Origin of the sequence: Neisseria sp. HMSC064D07, assembly GCF_001837185.1 — a bacterium.
Lineage (GTDB): Bacteria > Pseudomonadota > Gammaproteobacteria > Burkholderiales > Neisseriaceae > Neisseria > Neisseria flavescens_C.
This window is the reverse complement of the sequence record NZ_KV831697.1, coordinates 15,907-28,826: the sequence shown is the minus strand read 5'-3', so window position 1 is coordinate 28,826 and position 12,920 is coordinate 15,907. Positions and strand designations below refer to the sequence as shown.

Sequence of the window (12,920 nt, the reverse complement as noted above, 5' to 3'; positions counted from 1 at the left end):
CAGATACTCTATCCAACTGAGCTACGGGTGCATCCTCATCACTTCGCAAGTGCGTTGTGAATCAAGAAGACCGAATAATATAGACTTTACTGAAATCTGTCTACTCTTTTCACGGATATTTTTTATATTTTTATTTAACTGATTGAAATTAAAAAATATAAAATTAACGTAAAATCCCTACTCCTGACAAATCCTGCGCCATTTTTGCGGCGGAGTTATCGGTCATACCGCCGACAAAATCCAAGATTTTCATATAGGCCTGATACAGACTGTCTTCAGGAAGAATCGGATTGTGCTTTTTCAATAATTCCAAAGCCAAAGACTGACGCGTTGCCAGCTGTTTTTCAGCAATCAGGGCATAAGCGGCGGGGACGAGCAAATCTAAGATAGAGCCTAAGCATGGGAATGTGGCGATTTCGGTCAAGAGCTTGGTGTGATGGCGGAAAATCCGTGTTTGAGCCAATTCTTTCGCTTTGGCCAAAGTGTTTTGCACTTGCGGGCTACACAGAGCAAGCAAGTCTTTGCCTTTGAATGTTCCGTCCAACAAGTCAGACTGATGCAGCATAAAGGTTTGCGCGACATCATCAATTGCCTTGCCGATCGCAATGCCGCGCAACATGGCGCAACGCTGACGGCTGGAGCTGGCGTGCCATGCGCTTTCGGCAAAGGTCAGTTCGGACAAAATACTTTCTACTTCCGTATCCGTGAGCAAATCCAATTCGACGGCATCTTCCAAGTCCAGCAAGGCATAGCAAATATCGTCGGCGGCCTCCATCAGATAAGATAAAGGATGGCGCGCCCAGCTGTCTACTCCTGCGGAAACCAGTCCCAATTCATCGGCAACTTGACGGATAAACGGCAACTCGGTTTGATAAATATTGAATTTCTTTCTGCCGTTTGGATGTTGCGTTGTCCACGGATACTTCAGCAATGCGCCAATGGCTGCCGCAGTCAGGCGCATTCCGCCCGCCTCCGGATACATTTCAAGGCTGGCGACGATACGCAGGCTATGCGCATTGCCTTCATAGGTTTGAATATCGTTGCGTTCCGCTTCGTTTAATGTGTTCAGATAAATTTGATGTTCAGGCCGTCTGAACCAATCACGCAAAGCATCTTCGCCGGTATGACCAAACGGCGGATTGCCCAAATCATGCGCCAAACAGGCAACCTGCACCACGGCACCAATATCGCTGGGCGTATTTTCCTGCGGCAAAAAACCGCCGTTATGCAACATCACGCCTACGCGGTTGCCCAAGCTCCTGCCCACGCTGGCAACTTCAACACTGTGTGTCAGGCGGTTGTGCGTCAAATCGTGTTGCGCCAGCGGATGTACCTGCGTTTTACGGCCAAGGCGGCGGAAGGCTCCGGAAAAAACGACTCGGTCGTAGTCGATGTGAAAATCCGTACGCAAGGCATCGGCACCTTCCTGGGTCGAAGGGGTAACGGTCGGCACAATTTCGCCGTTTTTGGTACGGAAGCGTTGGGTGGACAATAAGTTTTGCCAATTCATTCGGATGGTCATAAAGATTCCTCAAGCAAAGTAAAGGCCGTCTGAAACATGTTCAGACGGCCTTATGCTTATTTACCGCGCATCAATTCAAAGAAATCGTCATTGTTTTTGGAGTCTTTGAGTTTGCCCACCAAAAACTCGGTCGCTTCGATTTCGTCCATAGGATGCAGGAATTTGCGCAAGAGCCACATACGTTGCAACTGATCGTTCGGCACCAGCAATTCTTCGCGGCGCGTACCGGATTTATTAATGCTGATCGCCGGGAACAGGCGTTTTTCTGCCATGCGGCGGTCAAGGTGCAATTCCATATTGCCCGTGCCTTTGAACTCTTCGTAAATCACGTCGTCCATGCGGCTGCCGGTTTCAACAAGCGCTGTCGCAATAATGGTAAGCGAACCGCCCTCTTCCACATTACGCGCTGCGCCGAAAAAGCGTTTCGGACGGTGCAAAGCGTTGGCATCGACACCGCCGGTCAGAATTTTGCCCGAAGTCGGCACGACGGTATTGTAGGCGCGCGCCAAACGGGTAATCGAATCCAGCAGAATCACCACGTCTTTTTTGTGTTCGACCATGCGTTTGGCTTTTTCAATCACCATCTCGGCCACTTGTACATGGCGTTGCGCAGGTTCGTCAAACGTAGAGGAAACCACTTCGCCGCGTACAGAACGGCTCATCTCGGTCACTTCCTCCGGACGCTCGTCAATCAACAGGACAATCAGCTCGACATCGGGATAATTGGCGGTAATGGCGTGGGCAATGTTTTGCAACATCACGGTTTTACCGGTTTTAGGCGGCGCAACCAACAATGCACGTTGGCCTTTACCGATTGGGGAAACCAAGTCGATGGCTCGGCCGGTCAGATTCTCTTCGGCTTTGATGTCGCGCTCGAGTTTGAATTGTTCGGTTGGGAATAAAGGCGTGAGGTTTTCAAAGAGGATTTTGTGTTTGCAGACTTCGGGTTGATCGCCGTTGATGGTATCAAGGCGGACAAGTGCGAAATAACGCTCATTGTCTTTAGGCACGCGCACGCTGCCTTCGATGGTGTCACCGGTGTGCAGATTGAAGCGGCGGATTTGCGTGGGCGAAACATAAATATCATCAGGGCCGGCAAGGTAAGAAGTATCTGCGCTGCGCAAGAAACCGAAGCCGTCGGGCAGGATTTCGAGTGTGCCGGAACAGGTAAAGCTGACATTTTGCTTCATCATCTGGCGGACGATGGCAAAAACGAGGTCTTGTTTGCGGAAACGGTTGGCGTTTTCAATGCCATGTTCTTCTGCCATTTCCAAGAGTTTAGAAATGTGGAGGGTTTGGAGTTCTGAAACGTGCATAGTATTGATATATTTTGAATGGTATCAGAGAGATGGCACGAAGGCCGTCTGAAAGTATGAAATCGTGCCGCAGGATACGGTAGATTTTTGAGAAAGTTGAATTTTAGGCAGTTGGAGGCAGGGTGTCAAATTTTTAAATCGAACACTGAGGCCGAGACCTTGGTCTTATCCTTCAATAAGATTACGGCTGGAAGTAACGTGGCAACCGCAATCTTATCATCAAAAATCCGAGTATTTACCCAACTTCAGACGGCCTTCTGCCCGTACCGCATCAGCATCATGCCGCCGACCGCCGCCGCGCAGCCTGCAATCAGCGAAATATGCAGCGGTTCGCCCAAAAACCACGCCGAAGACAGCACACCGAAAATCGGCACAAGCGTAATATACGCTGCCGCGCTGCCTGCACCCAAAGTCTTCACGCCTTCAAAATACCACGCATAGGCCAATACCGTCGCACCGATGACCAGCCACGCCAAGGCTGTCCAACCTCGCCCATCCATTGCCGCTATCGCCTCAAACGGCATTCCGTCCATCCACAACGCCACCACCGACAACATCAGAGCGCCGATGAACGAAGTTGCCATCGTTACCGTCAGCGCGTCTATCCCGCGCAAAACCGCGCGACCAATTAAAGTATAAGCCGCCCAACAAACCACGCAACCGAAAATCAGCCACTCTCCTGCCTTGATGCCGCCCGATAACACTGTCAACGGCTGCCCTTGCGTTACCACCATAATGGCACCGCCGACCGCCAGCAGCATACCCGCCAAAATCTTCGCATTTAAACGCTCGCCGAAAAACCAAGTTGCCAACAGCAGCGTCAGCACGGGGTTCACTGCCACGACCACCGCCGCCTTACCTGCCGGCATAGTCTGCAAACCCAGCATAAAAAACACCGCATAGCCGCACACGCCGACGGAAGCAGCCGCCGTCAAACCCAGCCATTGCCGCGCCGACAAAGCTGCCAAAGTTGCAAACCTGCTGCGCGCAAACAACCAGCCCAACAACAAAACCGAAGCCAGTACAAACCGAACCGCCCCGCCCGTCAGCGGCGGCAGCGACTGCCCCAGCATCCGCCCCATCGGCCAAGACGCGCCCCACAGCACCGCCATCCCCAGCAGTTTCAAATGTACAGAATAACGTTCCATCTCATTCCTTTTATCGACAAAGGCCGTCTGAAAATGTTTCAGACGGCCTTTATCCACTTAGGATTTCACAATACGACCATTAGGGTAAATACTGCGGTAAGCAATATAAGGAGCCAGCAGTAAAACTGCGCTGACAGGTAGGAATAGTAAAAGTATGATCATGATAATCCACTGGCCTAACATACTGCCTAATACGCCCCACATAAAAGAATAGAGAGCCACACCTACAACATAAACTAATATTGCAGGAATATTACACATAGCCGCTTTAACATTAGCTTTAATAGCCTCCCATGGCTTCAGACCATCTAAAACAATCAAAGCGGGGGTTAATAAAAATATAGACAAAAGGACAATAACAATCAATACAACACCTATCATCATTGCCCAATGACCTGCAAAATATAGCGGAATGATAAGCAAACTAACAGCTATACTGAACAGCACCTGAAGTAACAATAAAATGAAAAAACTCATTTTTTTATCTAAAAAAACAATAAAAAAATCTTTCACATCAAATGCTTTTCCATTATTGATATTGTTAGCAACATACATAGCTCCGCCTACTAAGCATGAACCCACCCAGCTGAATACAATACCTTTTAAACTAGAAAGCGCATTAATTCCTAGTAAGTCAATAATAGAAACCACAAAGCCTACGATCATATAAGCCAATAATACGCCTATCCATTTCCACGGATGAAGTTTGAAAATACCGAAAGCGTCGGTAATCCACTTGATGCCTGCAGAAGCAGGAAGGCGTTTGGGTTCGTGATATCGAACTTCCTGTGAAGTGGGTATTTGGTTTTCCATAAAATTCCTATTATAAAATCAAAAATTTAAACACAATAAAGGCAGCCAGTGCATACTGACTGCCTTCTTACCAATTATTTTGCCTGCCAAGAATCTTTCAGTGTCACAGTGCGGTTAAACACCGGCGTGTCTTTGCTGTGATCTTTGCGGTCGGTTACGAAGTAGCCGATACGCTCGAACTGCCAACGGCTTTCTGCCGGCAGATCTTTTGCGACAGGCTCGGCGTAGGCGGTGATTTCCTTGATGGATTCAGGGTTGAGGAAATCGGTGAACGGCAGATAGTTGCCGTCTTCGCCGCGCACGGCATCGGGACGCTCGACGGTAAAGAGGCGGTCATACAGGCGGACTTTGATTTCGGCAGCGTGTTCGGCAGACACCCAGTGAATCACGCCTTTGACTTTGCGGCCTTCGGGATTTTTGCCCAAGGTATCGTGATCGATGCTGCATTTGAGTTCAACCACATTGCCTGATTCGTCTTTTACTACTTCATCGCACTTGATGACATAGCCGTGGCGCAAGCGCACTTCGCCGCCGGGAATCAGGCGTTTGAAGCCTTTAGGCGGATTTTCGGCAAAGTCGTCGGCTTCGATGTAGATGGTTTGTGAAATAGGCACTTCACGATCGCCCATTTCTTCGTGGTTCGGATGGAACGCGGCACGGCGGCTTTGGGTTCTACCGGCTTCAAAGTTGGTCAGGGTCACTTTGAGCGGATTCAAAACCGCCATCAGGCGCGGCGCGGAGTTTTCCAGCTCTTCGCGAATCGCGCCTTCCAACACGCTCATATCGACCACGTTTTCAGATTTGGAAATACCGGCGCGTTTGGCAAACAAGCGCAGGCCTTCGGGCGTGTAACCGCGGCGGCGCATACCAGAAATGGTCGGCATACGCGGATCATCCCAGCCGGCAACGTGGCCGTCTGAAACCAGTTGGTTCAGCTTGCGTTTGGAGGTGATGGAATACAGAAGCTCCAAACGGGAAAACTCGTATTGGCGCGGACGGGTAGCGTGCGGCGCAGGAATGTTGTCCAACACCCAGTCGTACAGCGGACGGTGTGCTTCAAATTCAAGCGTACACAAAGAATGCGTGATTCCTTCGATGGCATCGGAAATGCAATGTGTGTAGTCGTACATCGGATAGATGCACCATTTGTCGCCGGTGTTGTGGTGATGGGCGCGGCGGATGCGGTAGATGACGGGGTCGCGCATATTGATGTTGCCTGCCGCCATATCGATTTTCAGACGCAAGGTTTTGCTGCCGTCGGGAAACTCGCCGTTTTTCATGCGTGTGAACAGGTCGAGGTTTTCTTCGATACTGCGGTCGCGGTAAGGGCTGTTTTTACCCGCTTCGGTCAGCGTACCGCGGTATTCGCGCATTTCTTCAGGGGTCAAATCATCAACATACGCTTTGCCGTCTTTGATTAAACCGACGGCGTAGTCGTAAAGCTGGTCGAAATAGTTGGAAGCAAAACGCGGCTCGCCCGCCCAATGAAAACCGAGCCACTCAACGTCTTCTTTGATGGCATTGACGTATTCGTCGTTTTCTTTTTCGGGGTTGGTATCGTCAAAACGCAGGTTGCACAAACCATCATAAATATAAGCCAAACCGAAGTTCAGGCAGATGGATTTGGCGTGGCCGATGTGCAAATAACCGTTCGGCTCGGGCGGGAAACGGGTTTGGATGGCTGTATGTTTACCGCTTTTGAGGTCTTCATCGATGATGGTGCGGATAAAGTGGTTGTCCGCGAATTGGTCTTTATTCAACATAATATTTCTTTGATGGGAAAATGATTTTCTGTTTTCAGACGGCCTGAGCATTCAATCAGGCCGTCTGAAAGGAATGGAATGATGGCTCAATTGTACCCGACTTGGCTACTTTGATACAGGGTCGGCAACCTGCCACGCTACGCCGCGCTCGTTTAGGGTTTTCTGCATGGCGGCGGATGGTGTGCGGTCGGTAAACAGCTTATCGAATGCGCCGATATCGCCCAATCTAACCAAGGCATTGCTGTTGAACTTGCTGTGGTCGACGCCGAGATAGCGCACGCGGGCATTGTTCACCATCGCCTGCATGACGCTGACTTCCTTGTAATCGTCATCCAAAAGCGAGCCGTCGTTTTCTATGCCGTGGGTACTCATGATGGCATAGTCGACTTTAAATTGGTTGATGAAATCGACGGTCGCCACGCCGGTAATACCGCCATCCAAGGGGCGGACCACGCCGGAAGCGATGATGACCGTGTAATCGGTACGCGCCGCAGTGATGGAGGCGGCGTAAATATTGTTGGTGATAATCCGCAGGTTTTTACGCTGTCTGACCAATTCGGCGGCGACGGCTTCCATGGTGGTGCCGATGCTGATAAACAGCGAGGCATTATCGGGAATGGTGGAAGCAATCAATCGGGCAATGGCGTTTTTTTCCTGCTGCTGATGGTTGCGCCGCTCCTGCCCTGCCGTTACGACTGAAACATCGCCCAAAGATGCGCCGCCGTGATAGCGTTTGAGCTGTCCGGTTTCGCTCAACTCCTGCACATCGCGGCGTATGGTTTGTGGCGTAACATCCAAATTCGCCGCCAACTCTTCCACCGTCATGAAGTTATGTTCGCGGACAAGGGTGAGGATATGTTCGTGTCTTTGGATTTTGGGTTTCATAGCGTTTCGCTTTGTAGGGATAAACCAATGGCCGTCTGAATATTTCAGACGGCCTTTTTATTGTCAAACCGATTACATCTCGAGTTTTTGTTCCAAGCGTTCCATGCACGCGCCCAAGTGGCGGCGCATGACTTTGGTCACACGGTTGCGCTTGCCTGCCAGCAACAAATCGAGGATTTCTCGGTGTTCATGGTGCGAATTGGAATCGATGTTGCGCTTTTCTTTGCGAAGCGGATCGGAAACAGCCACAATCAATGAAGAACGTGCGCACAAGGTATTCATGATTTCAAACAGGACATCGTTGTCCAGCAGCCGCGCCAATTCGACATGGAAGGCATTGGACAGACGGTTCCAACCCACTCGGTCGCCGCTTTCGGAAGCTGCACCCTCTTGCTCAATCATGGCGTAAAGCGGTTGCAGACGCGTTTCCAAATCAGGCATATCGATGAGGACGCTCAAAATCATGCTTTCCATTTCGATACGCGTGTTGAACACGTCTTTCATTTCTTTCAAGTCCGGCACATGGACAAATGCGCCGCGGTTGGGCTGCAAATCGACGATTTTATCGTGCGCCAAAAGCGATAATGCGCTACGCACGGTATTACGCGAGCAAACCATTTGCCGGCAAAGCTCGGACTCGGTCAGTTTTTTGCCCGGCAACAGCAGATGGTCGGTAATGCCGTCCAAAATCAATGCGTACACGCGGAAGAGTTCCGAATCGTGACGCTCTTCCAAAATAAGCGATGAAGTTGCAGGCGCAACGTTGGTATTATTTTCGTAATCCATAATGTTTCCCCAGTATCCGTATTAAGGCACAAGCGTTTACAAACCTGCAGCTTTCGGGGGTGTTTAAAATATAATTAAAAATTGTTGACAATGTTAAACGAAACTTGCACAATGAGATCAACAAGCCAAGTTATAAAGGCTGATAGAGAGAGAAAAAAAGGAATAAAAAGCAAGCAGATATATTCATGTTAATGCGTGAATATATCTGCTTTTTTTGTGGGTAGCCGGTTCACGCTCCGACACTCCCACCCTGAAACCGCCCTATTCTGTTTCGACGATCTCGAAGCTGTGGCTCATTTTTGCCGCTTTGCCCAGCATAATCGATGCGGAGCAATATTTTTCGGCAGACATCTGTACGGCGCGTTCAATTGCGCTTTCTTGCAAACCCCGACCATACACTTTGAAGTGGATATGGATTTCGGTAAACACGCGCGGCGCGGTGTCGGCGCGTTTGGCAGTCACTTCGGCACGGCAGTCGGTGATTTTTTGGCGTTGTTTCTCGGCAATCATCACGACATCGATGCTGGAACAGCCTGCTACACCCAACAACAGCATTTCCATCGGGCTGGGGCCGCGTTTGACTTCACCTTCAGCCGCCGCGCCTTCCATCACAACGCTGTGTCCGTTTGCCGTTGTACCAACGAAGCACATTCCGTCTATCCATTTTGAGGTAACTTGCATGGTGTCTTTTTTATCCGTAAAAGCATTAATCCGATATTGTAAACAATTTCAAGTGATAAACCTAGTCAGGCCGTCTGAAAAATACAATCAATTACAATTGGCCTAAACGCATTATTCGTCCCGATACGCCCAATGATTGACCGGCCCGTGCCCTGCCCCGATGCCCAAAGGATAGGAAATGGCGGCGGCAATATAGTTTTTTGCCGTTTGAACCGCCTCGGGTACGCTAAACCCTTTTGCCAACTCGGCAGTGATGCAGGCAGAAAATGTGCAGCCCGTGCCATGGGTATGCGGCGTTGGGAAACGTTTGCTGTTCAGCTCGATGGTTTCATATTGCGTAAACAGCCAGTCGGTGCAATATTCGCTTTGACTGTCGGCAAGATGTCCGCCCTTAATTACCACATTTTTCACACCCCAATCCTGAAGAACTTTGGCGGCGCGTTCCGCATCTTGGCGGTTTTCAATATTAATACCCGTCAAAGCCTGCGCTTCGGGAAGATTGGGGGTCAATACGTCCGTATGCGGCAGCAGCAGGCGTTTCATGGCTTCGACGGCCGAGTTTTCCAACAACGGCGCTCCGCCTTTGGCAATCATGACCGGATCCAACACGCGTTCGCCGAAATCGCATTCGGCGGTTTGTTCTGCCACACATTCGATGATTTCCGCCGTACCCAGCATGCCGATTTTATAGGCGCGGATTTGGAAATCCTCCTGAATCGCGGCAATTTGCGCGGCAATCATGTCGATCGGTATCGGATGCACTGCCGATACGCCCAAAGTATTTTGTGCGGTAACCGCGGTCAGTACGCTGGTGCCGAACACGCCGCGCATCTGAAATGTCTTCAAATCCGCCTGTATGCCCGCGCCGCCGCCGGAATCTGAGCCGGCAATCGTCAGCGTTTGAATAAAAAGTTCGTCCATCGTGTCCTCCTGTTTTTCAGACGGCCTTTTGCTTATCGTTATGAGAAGCCGTTTGGTTTTATCCTCAAACAAAGGCATGCGCCATCTATCTTTCCGAATGCCTTATCTGTTGTTTTACCCAAAACAAACGTACGTTCTCGGGCGGAATATCTTAACAAACAAAAGGCCATCTGAAAACTATTTTCATTTTCAGACGGCCTGTTCAATTTTAAACCTATTCAGGCTTATTCTTCGTATGCGTCAATCGGCAAGCAGGAGCAAACCAGATTGCGGTCACCATACACTTCATCTACCCGTTTGACACTCGGCCAGAATTTGTGTTCGCGAACGAACGGCAATGGGAAGACAGCTTCTTCGCGGGAGTATGGATGCGCCCATTCGCCGGTTACGTCGGATGCGGTATGCGGAGCGTTCACCAGCGGATTATCCTCTTTCGGCCATTCGCCGCGCTCGACTTTCAGCACTTCCTGTTTGATTTGTTTCAGGGCGGCGATGAATCGGTCGAGTTCGGCTTTGCTCTCGCTCTCGGTCGGCTCGATCATCAGCGTGCCGGCAACAGGGAAAGAAACCGTTGGTGCGTGGAAGCCGTAGTCCATCAGGCGTTTGGCGATGTCGGTTTCGGTGATGCCGCTTTCGGCTTTAAGCGGACGCAAATCGACGATACATTCGTGCGCAACGCGGCCGTTTTTGCCTGTATACAGAATCGGATAGTCTTCGCTCAGACGTTTGGCAACGTAGTTGGCGTTGAGCAATGCCCAGCGCGTCGCCTGCTCCATGCCTTGTTTGCCCATCATGGTCAGGTACATCCAGGTAATCGGCAGGATGGACGCGGAACCGAAGGCCGCAGCAGCAACAGCGGTTTGGTCGGCACTGGCGCTGTGGGTGTCGGTCAAAGCGTGTCCCGGTGCAAACGGGGCAAGGTGGGCTTTCAAACCGATAGGGCCGACGCCCGGACCGCCGCCGCCGTGAGGGATACAGAAGGTTTTGTGCAGGTTCATGTGCAACACGTCCGCGCCGACTTCGGCAGGTTGCATGATGCCGATTTGGGCATTGAGGTTGGCGCCGTCCATGTAAACCTGTCCGCCGTTTTCATGGATGATGCGGCAGATGTCGCGGATGCCTTCTTCGTACACGCCGTGGGTGGATGGGTAAGTAATCATGATGGCGGACAAAGCGTCGCGGTATTGCTCGGCTTTGGCTTTCAAATCGTCGATGTTGACGTTGCCGTGTTCGTCGGTATCGACAACGACGACTTTCAAACCCAGCATGGCCGCAGTCGCAGGGTTGGTGCCGTGAGCGGATTTGGGAATCAGGCAGATGTTGCGGTGTCCCTCGCAGTTAGCTTCTTGATAGCGGCGGATGGACAACATGCCGCTGTATTCACCCTGCGCGCCGGAGTTGGGCTGGAAGGAAATCGCGTCAAAGCCGGTGATGGCTTTCAGGCTGTTTTCCATATCGGCAAGCAATTCGCGGTAGCCGGCGGTTTGCGCTTCGGGAGCGTAAGGGTGGATGTCGGAGAACTCAGCCCAAGTAATCGGCAACATTTCCGCAGTCGCATTGAGCTTCATGGTACAGCTACCGAGCGAAATCATGCTGCGGTTCATCGCCAAGTCGCGGTCTTCGAGTTTCTTCAGATAGCGCAGCATTTCGTGTTCGGTGTGGTAACTATTGAACACAGGATGTTGCAGAATGTCGTCTTGACGCAGCAATTCGGCGTTCAGACGGCCTTTGACATCATCGGCAAATGTGAACGTATCCTTGCCGGTAAACGCGCGGTACAAATCAACCAAATCTTCGCATGCCGATGTTTCATGGAATGCAGCCGCAACTTGAGTATCGTTGACGCGGCGCAGGTTGTAACCCGATTCCAAAGCAGCGGCAAACACTTGATCTGCTTTCTCTTTGCTGCCGAAATCGACGGTAACGGTATCGAAGAAGACTTTGTGAACCACATTCAGGCCGTCTGAAACCAGCGCATCGGCAAAGGCAGAAGCCAACGCATGGATACGGTTGGCAATGCGTTTCACACCTTCAGGGCCGTGGTAAACGGCATACATACCGGCCAAGTTCGCCAGCAATGCCTGCGCAGTACAAATATTGGATGTCGCTTTTTCGCGGCGGATGTGTTGCTCGCGTGTGGACAAGGCCATGCGCAAGGCAGGTTTGCCCGATGCGTCTTTGGATACGCCGATGATGCGGCCCGGAGCGGAACGCTTGAACTCATCTTTAAACGCGAAATAAGCAGCGTGCGGACCACCGAAGCCCATCGGTACGCCGAAGCGCTGGGTGTTGCCCAAAGCAATATCTGCGCCCAGTTCAGCCGGAGACTTCAGCAAAACCAAGCTCATGATGTCGGCGGCAACGGCCACGATTGTGCCTTTGGCTTTCAGACGGCCGATAACGTCCTGCAAGTCTTGTACGTCGCCGTCTTTGCCGACGTATTGGAACAGCGCGCCGAAGTATTCACCTTCGTCGGCTTGGGCAAAATCGCCGACCACCAATTCAAAGCCGAAATATTTGGCGCGGGTTTTCATCACGTCCAAAGTTTGCGGATACACGCGCGCATCCACAAAGAAACGCTCGGATTTCACTTTGCCCACGCGGTGCGCCATCGCCATCGCTTCGGCGGCAGCAGTTGCCTCGTCCAACAAAGACGCACCTGCCACAGGGAAACCGGTCAAATCGATACACACTTGTTGGAAGTTCAACAAAGCTTCCAAACGACCCTGGGCAATTTCCGCCTGATACGGGGTGTAGGCGGTATACCAACCCGGATTTTCCAATACGTTGCGCAAAATCACGTTCGGCACGCGGGTCGGGTAATAACCCAAGCCGATATAGGACTTGTTGATCACGTTTTCCGACGCAATGCCTTTTAATTTCGCCAATGCGTCCGCCTCGGTCAAAGCCTCGGGCAAATCGAGTTCGGACGGCATACGGATGCTTTGCGGCACAGTATTGCCGACAAATTCGTCCATGCTCTTCTCGCCGAGCGCTTCCAAAAGCGCAGCCTCGTCGCCAAAGCTCAAATGGCGCGCGGCAAATTCGTTCGGGTTGAACAATTCAGATAGTTTCATTTCTACTC

10 protein-coding genes are annotated in these 12,920 nt (G+C 51.1%); all 10 read right to left on the bottom strand.

The window, feature by feature from the left end; all coding sequences use genetic code 11:
- Positions 1 to 163: 163 nt before the first annotated feature.
- A complete protein-coding gene (locus tag HMPREF2608_RS06855; RefSeq protein ID WP_070826430.1) occupies positions 164 to 1,522 on the bottom strand; it encodes a deoxyguanosinetriphosphate triphosphohydrolase in 1,359 nt (452 codons plus the stop codon).
- Positions 1,523 to 1,578: 56 nt separating this feature from the next.
- On the bottom strand, positions 1,579 to 2,838 hold the full coding sequence (rho, locus tag HMPREF2608_RS06850; protein WP_003680905.1) for a transcription termination factor Rho: 1,260 nt from the start codon (positions 2,836 to 2,838) through the stop codon (positions 1,579 to 1,581).
- A 245-nt stretch (positions 2,839 to 3,083) separates the two neighbouring features.
- The gene (locus HMPREF2608_RS06845; protein ID WP_070826429.1) at positions 3,084 to 3,986 is read right to left on the bottom strand and encodes a DMT family transporter; all 903 of its coding nucleotides are present in this window, start codon (positions 3,984 to 3,986) and stop codon (positions 3,084 to 3,086) included.
- A gap of 57 nt (positions 3,987 to 4,043) precedes the next feature.
- A complete protein-coding gene (locus HMPREF2608_RS06840; protein WP_070826428.1) occupies positions 4,044 to 4,799 on the bottom strand; it encodes a BPSS1780 family membrane protein in 756 nt (251 codons plus the stop codon).
- 74 nt (positions 4,800 to 4,873) lie between these two features.
- On the bottom strand, positions 4,874 to 6,562 hold the full coding sequence (locus tag HMPREF2608_RS06835) for a glutamine--tRNA ligase/YqeY domain fusion protein (protein ID WP_070826427.1): 1,689 nt from the start codon (positions 6,560 to 6,562) through the stop codon (positions 4,874 to 4,876).
- A 105-nt stretch (positions 6,563 to 6,667) separates the two neighbouring features.
- Positions 6,668 to 7,447, bottom strand: a complete 780-nt coding sequence (locus tag HMPREF2608_RS06830) for a DeoR/GlpR family DNA-binding transcription regulator (protein ID WP_004519551.1) — start codon at positions 7,445 to 7,447, stop codon at positions 6,668 to 6,670.
- A gap of 72 nt (positions 7,448 to 7,519) precedes the next feature.
- Positions 7,520 to 8,233, bottom strand: coding sequence for a GntR family transcriptional regulator (locus HMPREF2608_RS06825; protein ID WP_070826426.1), 714 nt, complete (start codon positions 8,231 to 8,233; stop codon positions 7,520 to 7,522).
- A gap of 261 nt (positions 8,234 to 8,494) precedes the next feature.
- Complete coding sequence (locus HMPREF2608_RS06820) at positions 8,495 to 8,914, bottom strand: OsmC family protein (protein WP_003684499.1); 420 nt, start codon at positions 8,912 to 8,914, stop codon at positions 8,495 to 8,497.
- A gap of 111 nt (positions 8,915 to 9,025) precedes the next feature.
- On the bottom strand, positions 9,026 to 9,835 hold the full coding sequence (thiD, locus tag HMPREF2608_RS06815) for a bifunctional hydroxymethylpyrimidine kinase/phosphomethylpyrimidine kinase (RefSeq protein WP_070826425.1): 810 nt from the start codon (positions 9,833 to 9,835) through the stop codon (positions 9,026 to 9,028).
- 224 nt (positions 9,836 to 10,059) lie between these two features.
- A complete protein-coding gene (gene gcvP / locus HMPREF2608_RS06810) occupies positions 10,060 to 12,912 on the bottom strand; it encodes an aminomethyl-transferring glycine dehydrogenase (RefSeq protein ID WP_070826424.1) in 2,853 nt (950 codons plus the stop codon).
- Positions 12,913 to 12,920 lie beyond the last annotated feature (8 nt).